We start from the raw sequence: 19,173 nt of genomic DNA, 5'->3' as shown, positions 1-19,173 counted from the left end.
TACGCAATAGATGTTGTTAGTTACTGACAAAATGCCAATGAGTGCCAGTTTTAGCCAGTCGCCGGTGGGCGGCTAGCGTGTATTTTTTTAGTTAGGTAAGGATGTAGAAGTGACCAAAATTATCGTTGTCGGTGGCGGTGCAGGCGGGCTTGAGCTTGCAACCAAGCTGGGCCGCACGTTAGGCCGCAAACGTCGTGCAGAGATCACCTTGGTGGATAAAAACAGTAGCCATTTGTGGAAGCCATTGCTGCATGAAGTGGCAACCGGTTCAATGGACGAGGGTGTCGATGCACTGAGCTATCGTGCCCACGCTAAAAACCATGGCTTTGATTTCCAAATGGGCACGCTATGGGACATTGACCGTGACCAGAAAGTGATCACGCTCGCGCCCATGTATGATGAAAACAATGAGCTGTTGATGCCTGAGCGTGAGCTGGAATACGACATCCTAGTGATGGCGATTGGCTCAACGTCGAACGATTTCAACACGCCAGGGGTACGGGATAATTGTATTTTCCTCGACAACCCCAAGCAGGCGCATCGTTTCCGTCGTGAGATGAATAACGAGTTTATGCGCCTACACGCGAAACACGGTGACGGCAGTGTGGATATTGCCATTGTCGGTGCGGGCGCGACAGGGGTGGAGCTGTCTGCCGAACTACACAATGCGATTAAAGAGTTGCGTAATTATGGTTTCCGTGACTTAGAGAACTCAAAACTGAACGTGACCTTGGTTGAAGCCGGTGAGCGGATCTTGCCTGCGCTGCCGCCACGTATTTCCAGTGCCGCACACCAGGAGTTATTGAAGCTGGGTGTGAAGGTAAAAACCAATACCTTTGTCACCAAGGCCGATGAGGAAGGGTTGGAAACCAAAGAAGGCGAGCGAATCCATGCTGATATTATGGTGTGGGCGGCAGGCATTAAAGCCCCTGACTTTTTGAAAGATATTGCCGGTTTAGAAACCAACCGTATCAATCAGCTCGAAGTAAACAACACTCTGCAGACCACCCGTGACGAGAACATCTTTGTGATCGGTGACTGCGCGGCGTGCACGCAAGAAGACGGCAGCAAAGTACCGCCGCGTGCACAATCTGCGCATCAGATGGCCAGTCGCTGTTTTAGTAACATTGTGGCGAAGTTGAATGGGCGTGAACTCAAACCATATGTGTTTAAAGATCACGGTTCTTTAGTCTCACTCAGCCGCTTTTCTACCGTGGGTAGCTTGATGGGCAACCTGACTAAAGGCTCGATGATGATTGAGGGCCGGATTGCTCGCATGGTTTATATCTCCCTATACCGGATGCACCAAATTGCCTTGCACGGTTATGTCAAAACCGGTTTGATGATGCTGGTTGGGCGGATTAACCGCGTGTTGCGTCCAAGTCTAAAGTTGCACTAAACGTTGCGCCTGAATCAGGCACCGCGAACTTAAATAATAAGACCGAGGATGCCTCGGTCTTTTTATTACTATGAGCGACCAATAGTGGTTGCCGCCTGACATGAAAGGCGTCACAATAGCGTCGCAATCAAGATTATTGATATCACTTCTAGAGCAACCCTCCTGACGCCGAGTTTTTCTCACACCACGATATTGATATTCATGACCCTAAGTGACGGGCCATGCGGCCTGTGACGACATTTTTTATTTATTGAGATCAATTGATGAGTTTCTCCTCTTTAGGACTATCTGCACCCCTATTAAAAGCCGTACAAGAGCAAGGCTATACCACACCCTCACCGATTCAGGAAAAAGCGATTCCAGCGGTGATTGAAGGGCAAGACGTGATGGCGGCCGCGCAAACCGGCACGGGCAAAACCGCAGGCTTTACTTTGCCGATTTTAGAGCGTTTACAAGCAGGTAAACGCGCGCGTCCTAACCACGTGCGCACCCTGATTCTGACTCCAACGCGTGAGCTTGCCGCCCAAGTACATAAAAATGTTGAGCAGTACAGCCAGCATACATCGCTGAGCTCTATGGTGGTATTTGGCGGGGTGAAGATAAACCCGCAAATGATGAAGCTTCGCAAAGGGGCTGATGTGCTGGTGGCGACGCCGGGGCGTTTATTGGATTTGTATCAGCAAAATGCGGTGCGTTTTTCTCAGCTGGAAGTGCTGGTATTGGATGAAGCTGATCGCATGCTAGACATGGGGTTTATTCGTGATATCCGCAAGATCTTGGGATTGTTGCCAGCCAAGCGTCAAAACTTGCTGTTCTCTGCCACCTTCTCGGCTGACATCCGCCAGCTAGCGAAAGAGCTGGTGAATAATCCGGTTGAGATCTCGGTGAGCCCTGCGAACCAAACCGCGACAGGGGTGGAGCAGTGCATTTATCCGGTTGATAAAAAGAAAAAGCCCGCGATGCTGCTTTCTTTGATTGCTGACAATAACTGGCAACAGGTGTTGGTGTTTAGCAAAACCAAGCACGGTGCCAACCGCTTGTCACGTTATTTGGATGAGTACGGCGTCAGTGCCGCCGCCATTCATGGTAACAAGAGCCAAGGCGCGCGCACCAAAGCACTTGAACAATTCAAAACCGGTGACGTGCGAGTGTTGGTAGCAACCGATATCGCGGCGCGGGGTATTGATATTGCCCAACTGCCACAAGTGGTGAACTTCGATTTACCTCATGTGGCGGAAGATTATGTTCACCGTATTGGTCGTACCGGTCGTGCGGGGGCGGTGGGTAATGCGGTCTCTTTAGTTTGTGCGGATGAAGCCAAAGATTTGTTTGCCATTGAGCGCTTGATTAAAAAGGTCCTCCCGCGCCATAGCTTGGCGGACTTTCCGGTGGCGAACCCAGTGCCAGAGTCTAAGCTTGATACGCGCCCAATTAAGCCCAAGAAACCGAAAAAGAACAAACCGCGTCAGGATGGTCAACGCTCTGGTGACAATGCACGTGGTCACAAACCGGTGGGAAAAAACCGTCGCCATACCCACAAACCAAGTGGCGGTAAGCCCAACTCATCTCGTTCACAGAGTAAAACGCCATCATAAGTGGGGCGTAAGGGTAGGATCGGCATGCTGATTGCGTGCCTTCGATGGTGTAGTAAAAAGCCGGTGTGGTCACACCGGCTTTCTTGTTTTAACGCTTATCGGTCGCACCAGTAGTCGGGGACTTATTGATCCTGAACTTTACGCACCTGAATAATCATGCCCATCATGGGATTATCCAAATAGTGGGTTTCGCCACTGCGCATCCGTCGTTTGTGCGTGAACGCGTAAGGCTGCAAAAAGCGCTCAATGTGGTACTGCTTCTCGACCTTTTCTAGGCCTGCAACTTGCACGTTATCTGTCTGTGATGAGGCACCTTGCTGCGCATCTGTGGTTTGCAGTGGCATATTGATCACGTCCTCAACCAGTGCGCGCCGCTCGCTTGGCTCTCGTAGCACCATGTTGGCTTCGACGAACAAGTAATGCTGGACGTAGACGCGCAGTGTGCCATCTAGCTCATAGAGGGGTTGGCGAGGAGGCGTCGTTTCCAGTGCCTGCTCGTCCCACGCTTGTTCGCTATCTGACGCCGTGTTGCTTGACGAGGTGGGTTGCGCTGTCACCGGCGTGCCGTCTGGGTTAAAACGGTCGCGGTAGTCTTTTCCGGCACTGACACGCAGCAAAGGCAGAGCAGCTCGGCCACTGTCATCTTGACGCCATGCAACATGCACCATGGGCGTAAAGCCCGCATGGTTAGAGAGTTTGTTGTAAGCATTGGTCAGCTGCCATTGGCTGGGTGGCAGCGGGGTGAGTCCCGCATTTTGTAGCGCGCTATTGTTAGTGACGGGAATAGCACGGCTGACCGACGTGGCATCCGCTTGAGTGGGCCAGCTTTCTTCGACACTGGCCGGGTTTTGATTGCGTTTAAACACAATCAATTCCACATCATAAAGTCGCTTAGCTAAAACCGGTTGGCTAAGTGAGATCAGTAGCAACGCCCAAAGGCTCTGCTTGGTATAGCGTGCTAGCCAGCCTGGTGGGTGACATGAATGATTTTTCACAGGTTACTCCGTTTTCTTTGGCAAGCCATTATGCGACCAGTTGGTGACTTGCAAATTGAGTCAACAGCTCATCAATAAAGTTCATCCGCTCCCGTCGATCGGTGAGACTTTCGATAAACTTAATTTTGGTTGGCCCGTCAAATTTATACTTGTCTGGCCGCGATTGTAACAGCCCGACCAAGAATCCGGGATCAATTTGCGCGTCCTCGTGAAACTCGACCATGCCGCCACGATCACTGGCTTCGATCTTTTTCACCCCTAATGCGGCAGCACGTATTTTTAATTGCTGGATATGAAGCAGATTCTTGGTAGCGTCAGGCAGCAGGCCAAAGCGGTCTATTAGCTCAACTTGCAGCTCATTGATATCATCATTGGACTTGGCGCTGGCAATGCGTTTATACATCGATAAACGCATATTGATATCGGGAATGTAGTCATCTGGTAACAGCGCAGGCAGGCGTAGCTCAATGTCGGTTTGTTCATTCAGCAATACATCTAAGCTCGGCTCTTTTCCTTCTTTCAATGCCTCGACGGCCTGCTCAAGCATGTCCATGTATAGGGTGAAACCAACCGATTGGATTTGACCACTTTGCTCGTCACCGAGTAGCTCGCCGGCGCCGCGTATCTCCAAGTCTTGAGTCGCAAGGGTAAAGCCGGCACCGAGATCTTCGAGCGAGGCAATGGCGTCCAGCCGTTTTGCCGCATCTTTGGTCATCCGTTTAGGATGGGGGGTCAACAGATACGCATAGGCTTGATGGTGCGAACGACCCACTCGACCGCGCAGCTGGTGGAGTTGCGCAAGACCAAAGTGGTCGGCGCGATCAATAATAATGGTGTTGGCTGAGGGAATATCGATACCGGTTTCGATAATGGTGGTACATACCAGCACGTTGTATCGTTGATGGTAGAAATCGCTCATGATCTTTTCTAGCTCACGTTCGCGCATTTGGCCATGGGCCACGGTCACGCGAGCTTCTGGGATCATTTCACTGATTTCATTGGCCGTTTTTTCTATGGTTTCGATGTCATTGTGTAAAAAGTACACTTGGCCACCGCGCATGATTTCACGCAGAAGTGACTCTTTAATCAGGCTGTCTTCGCGTTCACGGACAAAGGTTTTCACCGCGAGGCGGCGCGACGGTGGGGTGGCGATAATCGAAAGATCGCGCATGCCGCTCATCGCCATATTCAGTGTTCTGGGGATCGGCGTGGCGGTTAAGGTGAGAATATCCACATTGGCGCGCATCGCCTTAATTTTCTCTTTCTGGCGAACCCCAAAGCGGTGCTCCTCATCAACAATCAATAAACCGAGGTCGCGCAGCTTCACATCCGATTGCAGTAACTTATGGGTGCCGATGAGAATGTCCACTTTACCCGCTTCACAATCGGCCAAAATCGCTTTTTGCTCTTTTGCTGACTTAAAGCGTGACAACACCTCCACACGGACAGGAAGGTTAGCGAAGCGGTCACGGAAATTCTCGAAATGCTGTTGCGCCAGCAGGGTGGTGGGGACTAATACGGCAACTTGCTTGCTGTTATTAACCGCCAAGAAGGCGGCACGCATGGCCACTTCGGTTTTACCAAAGCCAACATCGCCACACACCAAGCGATCCATGGCAATGGGACGACACATATCCGACAGCACCGCGTTGATAGCTTGTGATTGATCACTGGTTTCTTCAAACGGGAAAGTCGCCCGGAAGGCGCGATAGGCGTCTTTGTCATGGCTAAAGGCAAAGCCAGGTTTGGTTTCTCGCTTGGCATAAACATCAAGCAGCTCGGCGGCGACATCGCGCACCTTTTCTGCGGCGCGGCGGCGTGCTTTTTCCCACGCCTCGCCGCCAAGTTTATGCACAGGCGCGCTTTCTTCCGCGCCACCAGAGTAGCGGCTAATCAAGTGTAGTGCGCCCACCGGCACATATAACTTAGCGCCCTGTTGGTATTCCAGCGTCATATATTCGGTTTTGAGCCCGCCAGCTTCCAGGGTTTGTAAGCCTTGGTAGCGTCCAATACCATGCTCGAGATGTACAACGGGTTGGCCAGGTTTTAGTTCGGCCAAGCTTCTGATCACCGCATCTGTACTGACACTCTGCTTTCGTTTGTCGCGGCGGCGTTGCTGTACCGCGCGCTCGCCAAACATATCGCTTTCACAAATCAGCGCAAACTGGCGGCTGTTGTCAATAAAGCCTTGGTCAACGGGCCCAATGATTAGGCCAAATCGACCGGGTTGCGACAAGGCTTCGGGCAGGCCATTAGCTACCATCGGGCGGATTTTGGCTTGGGCGAGGAGATCGAGTAGCGCTTCGCGTCGCCCTTCAGACTCAACTGAGAAAATGATGTCGCCGTCAAATTGCTCGCTGAACTGGCGCAGCGCCGCAAGGGGCTCTTTGGCTTGATGATTGACCGTCAACGTTGGTAGCGACGTAATATCGAGGTTTTCTCGTCCTGTTTTTTCAGTGACAGTGTCACTTTCTAGCTTTAAGCGTGGGTAGTGCTTAAGCGTAGTAAACAGGGACTCTTTGCTTAACCAGAGCGCATCGGGGGGGAGCAGCGGTCGAAGCGGATCGACGCGACGCTGATCATAACGGTTTGCCACATCGGCTTGGAAATGATCAATAGCGCTTTCCATATCGCCGACCGATAACACCAATGTATTGTCAGGCAAATAATCAAACAAGGTTTCTGTTTGTTCAAAAAACAGCGGCAGCCAGTATTCAATCCCGGCCGGCCAGGTTTTTTTACTTACCTGCTGGTAAATGGATTCTGGCTCTCGGCGCGCTTCAAAATGCTCGCGAAACCGGCCACGAAAGTACTCCACCGCGGCGTCATCGGTGGGGAATTCATGCGCCGGCAACAGCTGGATGTGTTCCAGCTCTCCGGTTGAGCGTTGGTTTTCCGGGTCAAATTGACGAATGGTGTCGACTTCATCGTCGAAAAAATCAATACGATAAGGTTCGTCACTGCCCATTGGGAACAGGTCGAGGATCGAACCTCGGCTGGCAAACTCGCCATGCTCCATCACTTGATCAACATGACGGTAGCCCGCATCGGTGAGCTGATCGCGCAGTTTTTCTAGCGATAAGATATCGCCTTTTTTCACCATTAAGGCATGTTGATGGAGAAAATGTCGCGGTGTCACGCGCTGTAATGCGGTGCTCGCTGGCGCAATGAGTACCCCGTCTTGTTGATGAGGGAGCTGATACAAGCACGACAAACGCGCGGAAATAATATCCTGATGGGGGGAGAAACTGTCGTAGGGCAGGGTTTCCCAGTCAGGAAAGAGGTCGCAATGGCCTTGAGTAAATTGGCGAATGGCGGGCTGCAAACGCACGGCGGTTTGGTTGTCGGGCACCAAAAGAAACACCGGGCCGGCGTGTTGCTGCGTGAGCGTGGCAATGGCTAGCGGTAATGCAGCCCCTGATAGATTACCGAGATGTTTAACATCGCCTGGCCCTGAGGGCAGCGTAAAAGCATAGAGCGGTTGTTGGGTCATGATTTTAACTGCTTGATTGTTTGCGGTTTCGTGCACGTTTTTTTAGTAGTTTCTGCTGATGATGCAGCGCCGCACGAATGAGCGTGTCGCGGTCTTCTTCCAATAAACGCGTGTACTGGATTTGGATCACATAGTCAGGATTTTCTTGCTCACTGTCGGCATCAGGCTCGCACCCGGTGACGACGCCGTAGCAATAGATGGCCGTCGGCGGATAATCGAGAAATAACTTCACGCGCGCATGCACGCCTTTTTTAAGCGGTGAATGACTATGATAAGAAAAACTGCTCGCCCCAAAGGCGTGTGTCACAAAGCGATGATTGGGCTGATCTTCGTGACTGAGCATATAGCCCATCATCAGTGTCATTTTTTCGTTCTGAGCCTGCAGCACCCGGAATAACGCAGAGGCATCTTCTGGATCGATAGCCTTTAAATCTTTTTCTACGTCGCTATCGAGCTGGCCGCATTGACTTGCTAGGCGAAAAGGTGCCGGGATTTCGGCGGTAAAAGCCTGCGCATCCGGCTGGACTTGATTGTCGGCAAGAGGCTCAACATTAATGCGAATCGCCGCTCGCACAGAAAAATATTCGTCTTGGCTCATCACTGTGCCTTAGGTTGCAGTTGTATTAATGATTATCACGCACCCTTGGCAAGAGGTAAAGGTTAGTGGCTTTTTCTTGGTAAAGGAGACGGTGTTTATGCTGTGAATCCTGGCTTTAACGCAAGGTTGGCTTGGCGTCCTAGTGTGGGACAGGTATGCTTGCAACGAATCAAAACAATAAGCTAGGTGCGCTATGTTTCAACCCTTGTCGGTGTTTATTGGCTTGCGATATTTACGCGGCCGTTCAGCCGACCGTTTTGGCCGATTTGTCTCGTCGATGTCGACGGCAGGCATTGCTATTGGCGTGATGGCGTTAATCACCGTCTCGTCGGTGATGAATGGCTTTGAAGCTCAGCTGAAAGGCCGAATCCTTGGCGTGTTGCCTCATGCGATTATTGCTAACGGGCAAGCAAATCCAGATCAAACCGTGATTGAGCGTTGGCCTCATGTGATTGATACGGCGCCGATACAAACCACGGATGCCGTGATTCAAAGCCGTAAAGGCTTAAGCGCCGGCTTGTTAGAGGGTATCGACCCCAGTGCGCATGAGCCCTTGGCTGCCCACTTATTGCAAGGTGAATTATCGGCACTGGCCGCCGGGCGCTATCAAGTGATCATTGGGCGTAGCATGGCCTCTGAGTTACAACTCCGCGTCGGGGATGCCGTGCGCGTGATGGTAACCAGTGCCAGCCGCTTTACACCGATAGGTCGGATCCCCGCACAGCGTCTCTTTACAGTGGCGGGGATCTTTCATACCGGCACGGATGTCGATGGGCAGTTAATGCTGGCTAACATTGAGGATGTGGCGAGACTCAGTGGGGAGCCGCCGTCTCAAGCCAACGACTTACGCCTGTTTTTAGATGATCCATTTGCCATTACCCAATTAAAGACACATGCAGATCCCGATACCTGGACGGATTGGCGCGTTTGGCGTGGCGAGCTGTTTCAAGCGGTAAAAATGGAAAAGAACATGATGAGCTTGATGCTCAGCCTGATTGTGATTGTCGCCGCCTTTAACATTATTTCCGCGCTGATCATGGTGGTCATGGAGAAGCAATCTGAGGTCGCGATTCTAAAAACCCTTGGGATGCAAGATAAAGACATTGTGGCTGTCTTCGTTGCTCAAGGCAGCTTGAGTGGTGTGCTGGGCGCGGCGGTAGGCGGCGTGCTCGGTGTGCTCCTATCGGCATACATCAATGAAATCATGTCTATTTTTGGCGTGAGTCTACTGGGTAACGGCCTAGCGTTACCTGTGGTTATTAATCCTTTTCATGTGGCGATGGTATTAGGCTTAGCGGTCGTGCTAAGTGTGCTAGCCACGCTATTTCCTGCATTTAAAGCGGCATCTGTTCACCCTGCTGAGGCACTGCGTTATGAGTAAATCTTTGTTGTCCTGTCACCGCGTCAGTAAAACCTATCAAGAGGGCGGACAGCCGACCTGCGTATTAAATGATGTTTCCTTGACCATCGCTCCGGGAGAGCTGGTGGCGATAGTGGGCTCCTCAGGCTCGGGGAAAAGCACCTTACTGCATACCCTGGGAACCCTAGACTTGCCTTCGGAAGGTGACGTGTGGATTGAGGGTGAGGCGGTCAATGCGATGACGGCCACGCAGCAAGCGAAACGGCGCAATCAGACATTGGGGTTTGTGTATCAGTTTCACCACTTACTCGCCGATTTCACCGCGCTGGAAAATGTGATGATGCCGCTGTTGATTAACAAAATGCGCCACAGCGCCGCGTCTGAACGAGCAACGGCTATGCTCAATGCGGTCGGGGTCGGGCACCGACTCAGTCACCGTCCATCGGAACTCTCAGGTGGCGAGCGCCAGCGTGTGGCCATTGCGCGTGCGTTAGTCAATGAACCTAAATTAGTGTTAGCCGATGAGCCTACGGGGAACCTTGATCATACCACCGCGCTGGAAATCTACGATTTGATGCGCCAGCTCAACGCGCAGCATGGCACGGCCTTTTTAGTGGTAACCCATGACGGTGAGCTGGCAGCAAAATTGGATCGTCAACTGACCATGCAAGACGGCCAGTTGCTGGGGCAGGAGGGAGCATGAAGCCTTTATCGTTGGCCATCGGTCGTCGTTTTAGTCGCGCCAGACAACGCAATCGCTTGGTCTCTTTTATTTCCTTATCGTCAGTGATCGGGATTGCGGTGGGGGTGATGGTGATCATTGTGGGTCTGTCTGCGATGAATGGCTTTGAGCGCGAACTGAATCAACGTGTGCTGTCTGTGGTGCCGCATGCACAAGTGTTTGGTGTCAATGGCCCTATCGATAACTGGCAACAGGTCAAACGTCAGACTGAGCAGCATCCCAATGTCGAGGCTGCGGCTCCCTATGTTGAGCTGACGGTGTTGATGGAGCATGGCTCGGCGTTACAGCCTGCGAAAATTCGCGCGGTTGATCCGAGTGATGAACAAACCGTGAGTCGCATTGGTGATTATATTGAAGGTGGCTGGGAGAGCTTGCCAGTCGGGCAGTCGCAGATTGTGTTGGGACAAGGTGTGGCGGCGAAGCTGGGCGTTAGTCAAGGGGATTGGTTGACGGTCATGGTCCCTGCGACGGACAGCCAACTTGCATTGCGCGCCCCAAAGCGAGTGAGAATGCAAGTGGCAGGCCTATTACGCCTTGGTGGCCAAATTGACCATTCATTGGCCCTGATGCGACTTCAGGACGCGCAATCTATTATGCAAATGGGACAGTCAGTGACCGGTGTGTCTCTAAAGGTGTCTCCGGTGTTGCAGGCTCGTCAGATTGTACATGAAGTCGGCCAAACGCTAACCACCTATGTGTATCTAAAAGACTGGACCAGTGAGTTCGGTTATTTATATCGAGATATCCAATTGGTGAGAACCATCATGTATTTGGTCATGGTGCTGGTGATTGGCGTGGCCTGCTTCAACGTGGTGTCAACTTTGATGATGTCGGTAAAAGATAGAGCCGCGGACATCGCGATTTTGCGTACCATGGGGGCAGAAGATCGGCTGATTCGTCGCATCTTTATTTGGTATGGGCTCTTTTCTGGTGCCTTAGGCAGTGTGTTGGGCAGTATCTTGGGCGTCACTCTCGCCACTCATCTTACGGCGATATTGTCTCAGGTCGAACAGTGGCTCGGGCATCGCTTTTTATCAGGGGATGTATACTTTATTAATTTCTTGCCCAGTGAACTGCATGCTGCGGACGTGGCACTTGTGAGTATCACTGCCATACTGCTTAGTTTGCTTGCCGCTTGGTATCCCGCCCGAAGAGCTTGTCAGCTCGAGCCTGCCGCGGTGTTGAGTGCCAAATAGTGGCTATGCCGCTTGGCATGCTGTGATCACTGATACGCTTTATTGTATTAACACCAAGAGCCCGACAACGGGCTCTTTTTGATCTGCTTTGCTGACCCCTAAAGGGAATACCATGTGCAGACGCGGGGCTGACGATTGCATCGCACTTTTGCCTGACGACGGTTGGTCGCGTTTGATGCCTCGCGTAGATTAAATCAGGACGATTTAAGAGGGCTTGTTTGGGTTAGGCAACACTTCTTTTATTTTCTTGGGCAAACGTAATTTACGTTTTTCCCAGCTTCTGACCACAGAATAGCGCCATATGCCACGTACAGCGAAATAGCCGATGACAGCCATCACCAGTCCGCTGGTGGCGCAGCCTAATAAAAACGGGGGGCCGATGTGGCTCATTTGCTCCGCCAAGTAATGCCACGATAGTTCAAAGTGGAACGGGTACGGCGGACTATTCATCATCCAGGTGCCGAGCTTATAAGCGAGATAAAAAAGCACAGGCATGGTGATGGGGTTGCTTACCCATACTAGCGCAACGGCGAGCGGCAGGTTAACCCCAAATAAGATCGCGAGCCCGGCGGCCATGATCATTTGGCTGGGCAAGGGGACAAATGCCATAAACAGGCCGACGGCAAAGGCACCGGAAGCCGACCGGCGGTTAAGGCACCATAAGTTGGGGTCATGCAACAGGCTACCAAACACCTTGAGTGCCTTATTGTCGCGCAATGTTTCGCGCTTGGGCATATAGCGTTGGAAAAACTTCTTAGGCATACCTGTTTACATTACCTGGAAATTACGCAATGACGCTGACCTTTACATTGACTGCCGCACTGGCTGTGCTGTCGCTACCTTGGTGGCCAATGTTACCGCCAATTTGGGTCTGCATCATGACAGTTATCGTCTTCGTTGTTGGGTGGAAAAGACGTTGGTGGTGGCTTGCTGGAAGCGCGCTAGGGCTCACTTGGGCTGTATTGTCCGCAAACTTGTATCAAGCCGACGTGATCCACGTCATTTCACACCAAGAGGATACTACAATCAGTGGGACAGTGGGCACCCTTTTCAGCGCAAAAACGGGGGCGCAAGCGATTATTTTTGACGTTGATAAAATTAATCAGACAAGATTGCCGCCTTTTCGCTCAGCCAGAGTGCGCGTTTATTGGCAATCTCCCCCTTATCCCAAGCAAGGTGAACGTTGGCAATTGGTGGTGACGTTTAAGCCCCCTTACGGACGGTTAAACGAGGCGGGATTTGATGCGGAAAAATACTACGTTGCACGGCGAGTGCATGCCAAGGCCCGACTCAAAGAAGCAACGCGGCTAACCGAGCAGGTGAGTTGGCGTCAGCAGTTACTTGATACACTCAGCCCAGCTTTGTCGCCGCTTGCCTTTGGGCCGCATTTATTAGCATTGAGCCTTGGCGAGCGGGAATGGTTAACTCCAGCGCACTGGGACACCCTGACGCACAGTGGTTTAGCCCATTTGATGGCTATTTCAGGATTGCATATTGGTTTGGCCTACGGGATAGGGTGGCAAATCGGCCGTTGGGCGCGCGTCTTTCTCCCGGAACGACGCCTGTTTTTATGGCTGCCTTTGTACGTGGCGATGGGGGTGGCCTCGCTCTATGCGGCATTGGCCGGGTTTGCACTGCCCACTCAACGCGCGCTCATTGCCTTGATGCTGGTCTCAATCAGTAAACGCTTGGGAGCGCGGATTTCCCCGCTCAATTTGCTGCAGTTAACCTTATTATTGGTATTGCTCCGCGACCCTTTTGCCGGTTTCTCAATGAGTTTTTGGCTCTCGTTTGCTGCTGTAGGGGCCTTATGCATGGCGCATTACTCGCTGACCCATGCCCCCTCTGATGGTCGAATACAAACACGGCCTTGGCTTCGTCCTATCAAGCAGCTTATCGGCATACAATTGATTCTATTGGTAGGAATGCTTCCTTTGCAATTAGGGTTATTTGCCGGGATCAGCGCCGCTGCCACGCCCATTAACCTCGTGGCGGTGCCTTGGGTGGGTATGGTGACCGTTCCACTGGTCTTTGTTGGCCTGCTGAGTGAGAGTCTATCGCTTTCCTGGGTTGCGGATTGGGTATGGGGTGGGGCAAATGCCAGCCTGCAACCAGTGATGGCACTCGCCGATCTGGCGGCTGATACCTGGTTACCCGCCCCAGTCACATCGGCAGGCTGGGCAATATCGGCGATGGTGCTCGCTTGGGGACTCTACGGGTGGCGCTGGCATCGTTTAAAGGCGGTGATGCTGGTCCTGGTCGCAGCCGTGGTAGCTTGGCGAGACCCTAAACCGGTCAACTGGCAAATTGATGTGTTGGACGTCGGGCATGGGTTGGCGGTATTGATCAGTAAGAATCACCGCGCGGTGCTCTATGACACGGGCAACCGCTGGCAGGTGGGAGGCATTGCGCAAGCGGTTATCGCGCCGATTCTGACCCATCGTCAAATCAGGCAGTTAGATGGCCTCATTCTCAGTCATGGCGACAGTGATCATGATGGTGGGGCGACGTTTATGTCTGATACCTATTCACCGCAGTGGCGCCGTGCCAGTGAGCGTCGTGCTGGGTATCAAGCCTGTGTGGCCGGCGAGCGTTGGCGCTGGCAAGGACTCACCTTTTCGGTACTCTGGCCCCCAGCACAAAAGGCGCGTGCTGATAATGATGATTCCTGTGTAATCCGAGTGTCTGGCGATGGACGTAGCCTGCTGCTCACAGGCGATATAGAAGCCAGTGGAGAGGCTGATTTGTTGGCGTCTCTGACCGATAAACGGGCGCTTAATAGTGACATCATTTTGGTGCCCCACCATGGTAGTGCGTCTTCGTCTTCCTCAGCGTTTATTCGCACCGTTGATCCGGTTTGGGCAGTCGCGTCAACTGGGCTTCTCAACCCATGGCAGCTTCCGTCACCAGAGGTGAAATTGGCCTATCAAAACGCCGGTATCACTTGGCTTGATACGGCGGCAAATGGCCAAGTGCGTTGGCAGGGTGTCGACTCGGGTTGGCAGTTAACACGTTGGCGGCAGGACCGCAGCGATTATTGGTATCGTCAGATGTTTAAACGTCGGCCAGTATATTTGGACGCGGACTTGTAAAAGAGTAGAATGCCCGTCTGTTTAACACATCTAAACGATTTTAATGAGCGAATATCAAGATAAAACGACCTGGCAGACGTTTAAGCAGCTGTGGCCCTACATTGCCAACTATAAAGTAGGGCTGATTGTTGCCATTATCGCCTTGGTGATTAATGCCGCCAGTGACACCCTGATGCTCTCAATGCTAAAGCCTCTGCTTGACCAAGGCTTTACTTATGACGATGTCAAAGGCGATTTCCTCAAATGGATGCCTGTCTATTTGGTCGCACTCATGGTGATACGTGGCTTGTCGAGCTTTGTGTCCGCTTATTGCTTATCTTGGGTGTCGGGTCATGTGGTGATGACCATGCGCCGCCGGATGTTCAATCACTTTATGAAAATGCCCGTCAGCTTTTTTGACCAAGAGTCGTCCGGGGCTCTGCTTTCTCGGATTACCTATGACTCAGAACAAGTCGCGTCAGCGACCAGTAGCGCCTTGGTCAGTTTGGTGCGCGAAGGGGCATCCATTATCGGTTTGATGGCGTTGATGTTTTGGTCAAGCTGGCAGCTCTCCGCCATTCTTCTGGTGATTGCGCCAGTGGTGGCGATTTCTATCCGCATCGTCTCTAAGCGCTTCCGTCGCATTTCTTCCAATATGCAAGATGCCATGGGGTCGGTGACTAGCTCCGCCGAGCAAATGCTTAAAGGGCACAAAGTAGTGTTAAGTTACGGTGGCCAAGACGTTGAAAAGACGCGTTTTGAGAAAGTCAGTAATCGTATGCGTCAGCAGACCATGAAGCTGGTGTCCGCACAAGCGATTGCCAACCCGGTGATCCAGTTGATTGCCTCCATGGCATTGGTAGTGGTACTGATTTTGGCCAACACCGAGGCGATCCGCTCTGAGCTGACCGCAGGTACCTTTGCAGTAGTATTTGGTGCCATGTTTGGTCTGATGCGCCCACTTAAATCCTTGACCAACGTGACCTCTCAGTTCCAACGCGGGATGGCGGCCTGCCACAGTTTATTTAACCTGATGGAGCTGGAAACGGAAAAAGACACCGGGACACACGCGGTGGAGCAAGTGAGTGGCGACATTAAGGTCGAGGATGTGGTCTTCACCTATCCGACACGCGACGCACCCGCGCTAAATCATGTCAGCTTCGAGCTGCCAGCGGGTCAGACCCTAGCCCTGGTGGGGCGCTCAGGGTCAGGAAAAAGTACCATTGCCAACTTGTTAACCCGTTTTTATGAACTAGACAGTGGTGCGATTACGCTCGATGGCGTCCCGATTGAGGACTATACCCTGGGTAATTTGCGTCAGCATGTCGCAGTGGTGTCGCAAAATGTTCACCTGTTTAATGACACAGTGGCGAATAACATCGCGTATGCCGCAGAAGACAAATACAGCCGGGAACAAGTCGAGCACGCCGCGAAACTTGCCTACGCGGATGACTTTATTCGAGAGCTTGACCACGGTTATGACACCATGATTGGTGAAAACGGGGTGAGCTTGTCTGGCGGACAGCGCCAACGCTTGGCTATTGCGCGTGCCTTGCTACGTAATGCGCCCGTTTTGATCCTGGATGAAGCAACGTCGGCACTGGATACCGAGTCTGAACGTGCGATTCAGGCGGCATTGGATGAGCTGCAAAAAGATCGTACTGTGTTGGTGATAGCACACCGACTGTCGACCATTGAAGATGCCGATCAGATACTGGTTGTGGATGAAGGTGAGATCGTCGAACGAGGCAGTCATCAAGCACTCCTTGAGCGTGACGGTGCTTATGCACAACTTCACCGTATTCAGTTTGGTGACTGAGTATGCTAGAGCAACTGTGGTTTGGTCATCAACGCCCACTATGGTCGATATTATTAAGGCCGCTTAGCGCCTTATTTGGCCTCGTGGCACGCCATCGCCGTCGTCAATATTTACGCGGCAAAACACGGCGCTATTCGTCACCAGTGCCGGTAATCGTGGTGGGGAACATCATGATTGGCGGCAATGGCAAAACCCCGTTTGTGATTTGGTTGGTGGAACAACTAAAAGCGCATGGCTACCGACCAGGGGTAGTGTCACGCGGGTATGGCGGCAAATCTGAGCAGTATCCACTATTACTCAGCCAAACCACGCCACCGCGTACGGCGGGAGACGAGCCAGTATTAATTGCGCGCCGCACTCAGGTGCCGGTTTGTGTTGACCCCAACCGCAGCGAAGCGGTTAAACGTATCCTGCAAGAAGGTGTCGATATCGTGATCACAGATGATGGTTTACAGCACTACCAGCTTGAAAGAGACATAGAGATCGTGATCATCGATGGTCAGCGTCGGTTTGGTAACGGTCACTATCTGCCCCTGGGACCCTTGCGCGAATCACTCGATAGGCTTGAGAGTGTCGATATGTTGGTCACTAATGGCGGCACGCCACAAGGCCAAGAATGGGGGATGCATCTGGTCCCTGGCTTGGCGGTTAACCTACGTACGGGACAACGCTGTCAAGCCTCAATGCTACCGCAAGTGGTGGCAGTTGCTGGGATTGGCCATCCACCCCGCTTTTTTAACACCTTGCAGCAAATGGGCGTGACACCTGTTTATAGCCAAGGGATTAACGATCATCAAACCCTCAACGCCGACGAGCTGGACAGCTTGAGCAAGAAGGGGCAACATTTACTGATGACAGAAAAAGATGCGGTAAAATACCAAGGGATCGCCCAAGATAACTGGTGGTATTTACCGGTAGAGGCGCGGCTGCCTGACGAGGCAGCTCAGGCCGTACTCGCCAAGATAGAACGTTTGCAAACAAACGCGAATAAAAAATAAAGGAACGCTATGGATCACCGTCTGCTTGAAATTGTGGCCTGCCCATCATGCCAGGGCAAACTCTATTATCAACGCGATAACAATGAGTTAGTTTGTAAGTTTGATCGTGTCGCTTATCCCATTATTGATGGTATCCCCGTGCTGCTTGAATCAGAAGCTCGTGATATGTCATTGGAAGAGGTCCAGGGATGAGCCCGTTTTATGTGGTGATCCCAGCGCGGTTTGGCTCGAGCCGCTTGCCGGGTAAACCGTTGGCTGATATCGCCGGTAAGCCAATGATCCAACACGTTTATGAGCGCGCCCAAGCGGCGGGTGCCACTCAGGTGATTGTTGCCACCGACGACCAGCGTATTGAGGCGGCGGTCAGAGCCTTTGGGGGAGAAGTGTGTTTAACACGTGACGACCATGAGTCTGGCACTGAGCGCTTGGCCGAGGTTGTTGAACGCTATGGCTTTGCTGATGATGATATTATCGTTAATGTGCAAGGCGATGAACCCTTGATCCCCGCTGCGGTAATCGGTCAAGTGGCGGAGAACCTCAGTCAGAATGATCAGGCACCGATGGCCACCTTGGCGGTTGCGATTGATGACCAAGAGCAAGTGTTCAATCCCAATGTGGTCAAAGTCGTGACGGATCAAAAAGGGTTTGCCCTGTATTTTAGCCGCGCCACGATTCCGTGGGATCGCACCCACTTCGAGGCTGAATCACCTGAGATCCCGCAAGCATTGCTGCGGCACATTGGTATTTATGGCTATCGTGCAGGATTTATCAGCCGTTACATCCACTGGACACCGAGCCCGTTGGAGAAGATTGAGTCATTGGAGCAACTGCGTGTGCTATGGCATGGCGAGAAGATCCATGTAGCCGTTGCCACACAGACGCCGCCGCATGGCGTTGATACCCAAGCTGACTTAGAGGCAGTGCGCGCCTATTTAGCCGCCGATAGCAACGCATAGGCGCAGTTTTACGCCTGCTGCGAATGAAAATAACAAAGCCGCGAATTAATCGCGGCTTTTTTGGTGGGTGATACGCGTTGGCGAGTTTAATTGGTCGGCTGAGCGATAAAGTCACGGAGCCGTTGCCATGCTTGTCCCAATCGCTCGTGCCAATAGCGTTCGAACTGCTCGAGGTATTGCGCACGTGGACCGTATTTTATCCATGGCTGCTTAATTTGCTTTTGCGCCATGAAGTTAGTCGGTGCGGGGATGGGATCGAGGCCAGCGCTTTGAAACTCATAGACGGCACGATCCATGTGTGCCGCGGATGTGACAAGAACTAGATTACTACTCCCAACCACCGACGCGGCTTGGTAGGCTTCCTCCCATGTATCCTTGGCGGTTTCAAGCAACAGGATACTGTTTTTATTGACCCCCAATGCCATTGCGACTCGTGCCAACATACGCGCATGGCTGACTTCATAACCATGGTCATAGCCTGACAAAATCAGCTTGGAAGTGGGGTACATTCGGTGAATACGGATGCCTTCTGCCAGACGCATTAACGCCGCACGAGAAAGCTCAGAGGTTGGGGGGATAGCGTCATCGACCACATGACTGTTGCCCAGTACCATTACAAAGTCTACCGGTTTTTCCGTAGGGAGAAACGCGGTGTATTGACGCTCAAGTGGACGAAGGAGCCCCGAGGCGACCGGTTGAAACGAAGTGAGAAAAATCCCAGCAAACGCAACGAAGATAACAAAAGATGCCAGCCTTTTACGCTGAGAGAACCAAAGCAGGCATAGCCCGAAAAGACCCAACAACAGCAGCGCGGGCAAGGGCATTATCAAGGTTGAGATAAGTTTTTTTAATTCAAACATGCAATGTCGCCCGAAATATAGTCAAACGAGGCACAAATAGTGCCATAAACCTTTATTAACGTAAGGCTTGTGACAGAATATGCCTTTCTAC

14 protein-coding genes and 1 pseudogene are annotated in these 19,173 nt (G+C 52.1%); 10 read left to right on the top strand and 5 right to left on the bottom strand.

Features of this window, described 5'->3' with window-relative positions:
* Positions 1-109: 109 nt before the first annotated feature.
* Together FCN78_RS07310 and FCN78_RS07305 are read left to right on the top strand one after the other, a co-directional pair.
* Positions 110-1,399, top strand: coding sequence for an NAD(P)/FAD-dependent oxidoreductase (locus FCN78_RS07310; RefSeq protein WP_069362532.1), 1,290 nt, complete (start codon positions 110-112; stop codon positions 1,397-1,399).
* Positions 1,400-1,662: 263 nt separating this feature from the next.
* Complete coding sequence (locus FCN78_RS07305; protein WP_069362531.1) at positions 1,663-2,994, top strand: DEAD/DEAH box helicase; 1,332 nt, start codon at positions 1,663-1,665, stop codon at positions 2,992-2,994.
* Between the two features lie 122 nt (positions 2,995-3,116).
* On the opposite strand, the gene FCN78_RS07300 is transcribed toward FCN78_RS07305, so the two are convergent.
* Genes FCN78_RS07300 through FCN78_RS07290 form a run of 3 tightly spaced genes read right to left on the bottom strand, consistent with a single transcriptional unit; the run spans position 3,117 to position 8,080 of the window.
* Positions 3,117-3,989, bottom strand: coding sequence for a peptidoglycan binding protein CsiV (locus FCN78_RS07300; protein ID WP_077521437.1), 873 nt, complete (start codon positions 3,987-3,989; stop codon positions 3,117-3,119).
* A gap of 28 nt (positions 3,990-4,017) precedes the next feature.
* Positions 4,018-7,482 carry a transcription-repair coupling factor gene (gene mfd / locus FCN78_RS07295; RefSeq protein WP_077658694.1) on the bottom strand — a complete coding sequence of 1,155 codons (3,465 nt, stop codon included), beginning with the start codon at positions 7,480-7,482 and terminating at the stop codon, positions 4,018-4,020.
* A 4-nt stretch (positions 7,483-7,486) separates the two neighbouring features.
* Entirely contained in the window at positions 7,487-8,080 is a 594-nt protein-coding gene (locus tag FCN78_RS07290; protein ID WP_069362528.1) for a hypothetical protein, read from the bottom strand.
* A 193-nt stretch (positions 8,081-8,273) separates the two neighbouring features.
* On the opposite strand from FCN78_RS07290, the gene lolC reads away from it, so the two are divergent.
* Genes lolC through lolE form a run of 3 tightly spaced genes read left to right on the top strand, consistent with a single transcriptional unit; the run spans position 8,274 to position 11,378 of the window.
* On the top strand, positions 8,274-9,461 hold the full coding sequence (gene lolC, locus FCN78_RS07285; RefSeq protein WP_077658693.1) for a lipoprotein-releasing ABC transporter permease subunit LolC: 1,188 nt from the start codon (positions 8,274-8,276) through the stop codon (positions 9,459-9,461).
* On the top strand, positions 9,454-10,143 hold the full coding sequence (lolD, locus tag FCN78_RS07280; RefSeq protein WP_077600195.1) for a lipoprotein-releasing ABC transporter ATP-binding protein LolD: 690 nt from the start codon (positions 9,454-9,456) through the stop codon (positions 10,141-10,143). The genes lolC and lolD overlap by 8 nt, the downstream gene beginning before the upstream one ends.
* Positions 10,140-11,378 (top strand): lipoprotein-releasing ABC transporter permease subunit LolE, encoded by a 1,239-nt coding sequence (lolE, locus tag FCN78_RS07275; RefSeq protein ID WP_077458249.1) that lies wholly within the window; start codon positions 10,140-10,142, stop codon positions 11,376-11,378. The genes lolD and lolE overlap by 4 nt, the downstream gene beginning before the upstream one ends.
* Positions 11,379-11,582: 204 nt before the next feature.
* Here the strand turns inward: lolE and FCN78_RS07270 are convergent, their stop codons facing one another.
* Positions 11,583-12,140, bottom strand: coding sequence for a DUF2062 domain-containing protein (locus FCN78_RS07270; protein WP_077458247.1), 558 nt, complete (start codon positions 12,138-12,140; stop codon positions 11,583-11,585).
* A 116-nt stretch (positions 12,141-12,256) separates the two neighbouring features.
* Here FCN78_RS07270 and FCN78_RS07265 point away from each other — a divergent pair, with 116 nt between their 5' ends.
* The 5 genes and pseudogenes from FCN78_RS07265 (at position 12,257) to kdsB (ending at position 18,222) form a co-directional block, all read left to right on the top strand.
* On the top strand, positions 12,257-14,470 hold the full coding sequence (locus tag FCN78_RS07265; protein WP_158075236.1) for a DNA internalization-related competence protein ComEC/Rec2: 2,214 nt from the start codon (positions 12,257-12,259) through the stop codon (positions 14,468-14,470).
* Positions 14,471-14,513: 43 nt separating this feature from the next.
* Positions 14,514-16,268 carry a lipid A ABC transporter ATP-binding protein/permease MsbA gene (gene msbA / locus FCN78_RS07260; protein ID WP_077521429.1) on the top strand — a complete coding sequence of 585 codons (1,755 nt, stop codon included), beginning with the start codon at positions 14,514-14,516 and terminating at the stop codon, positions 16,266-16,268.
* Between the two features lie 2 nt (positions 16,269-16,270).
* Positions 16,271-17,295 (top strand): annotated as a pseudogene (lpxK, locus tag FCN78_RS07255) (tetraacyldisaccharide 4'-kinase).
* Positions 17,276-17,458: a Trm112 family protein gene (locus tag FCN78_RS07250; protein ID WP_046073143.1), complete on the top strand. Its 183-nt coding sequence runs from the start codon at positions 17,276-17,278 to the stop codon at positions 17,456-17,458. Before lpxK ends, FCN78_RS07250 begins: the two are co-directional and overlap by 20 nt.
* Positions 17,455-18,222 carry a 3-deoxy-manno-octulosonate cytidylyltransferase gene (gene kdsB, locus FCN78_RS07245; protein ID WP_077458243.1) on the top strand — a complete coding sequence of 256 codons (768 nt, stop codon included), beginning with the start codon at positions 17,455-17,457 and terminating at the stop codon, positions 18,220-18,222. Before FCN78_RS07250 ends, kdsB begins: the two co-directional genes overlap by 4 nt.
* A gap of 86 nt (positions 18,223-18,308) precedes the next feature.
* On the opposite strand, the gene elyC is transcribed toward kdsB, so the two are convergent.
* Positions 18,309-19,082, bottom strand: a complete 774-nt coding sequence (elyC, locus tag FCN78_RS07240) for an envelope biogenesis factor ElyC (protein ID WP_077486085.1) — start codon at positions 19,080-19,082, stop codon at positions 18,309-18,311.
* Between the last annotated feature and the right edge of the window lie 91 nt (positions 19,083-19,173).

The organism is Salinivibrio kushneri (assembly GCF_005280275.1).
Taxonomy (GTDB): domain Bacteria; phylum Pseudomonadota; class Gammaproteobacteria; order Enterobacterales; family Vibrionaceae; genus Salinivibrio; species Salinivibrio kushneri.
This window is presented reverse-complemented; position numbering and strand designations above follow the sequence as displayed.

Coding starts and splice junctions, on each gene's coding strand:
- FCN78_RS07250 (WP_046073143.1), top strand. CDS start 17,276: ATGGATCACCGTCTGCTTGAAATTGTGGCCTGCCCATCATGCCAGGGC.
- FCN78_RS07270 (WP_077458247.1), bottom strand. CDS start 12,140: ATGCCTAAGAAGTTTTTCCAACGCTATATGCCCAAGCGCGAAACATTG.
- lolE (WP_077458249.1), top strand. CDS start 10,140: ATGAAGCCTTTATCGTTGGCCATCGGTCGTCGTTTTAGTCGCGCCAGA.
- lolC (WP_077658693.1), top strand. CDS start 8,274: ATGTTTCAACCCTTGTCGGTGTTTATTGGCTTGCGATATTTACGCGGC.
- msbA (WP_077521429.1), top strand. CDS start 14,514: ATGAGCGAATATCAAGATAAAACGACCTGGCAGACGTTTAAGCAGCTG.
- elyC (WP_077486085.1), bottom strand. CDS start 19,082: ATGTTTGAATTAAAAAAACTTATCTCAACCTTGATAATGCCCTTGCCC.
- FCN78_RS07305 (WP_069362531.1), top strand. CDS start 1,663: ATGAGTTTCTCCTCTTTAGGACTATCTGCACCCCTATTAAAAGCCGTA.
- mfd (WP_077658694.1), bottom strand. CDS start 7,482: ATGACCCAACAACCGCTCTATGCTTTTACGCTGCCCTCAGGGCCAGGC.
- kdsB (WP_077458243.1), top strand. CDS start 17,455: ATGAGCCCGTTTTATGTGGTGATCCCAGCGCGGTTTGGCTCGAGCCGC.
- FCN78_RS07290 (WP_069362528.1), bottom strand. CDS start 8,080: ATGAGCCAAGACGAATATTTTTCTGTGCGAGCGGCGATTCGCATTAAT.
- lolD (WP_077600195.1), top strand. CDS start 9,454: ATGAGTAAATCTTTGTTGTCCTGTCACCGCGTCAGTAAAACCTATCAA.
- FCN78_RS07265 (WP_158075236.1), top strand. CDS start 12,257: ATGACAGTTATCGTCTTCGTTGTTGGGTGGAAAAGACGTTGGTGGTGG.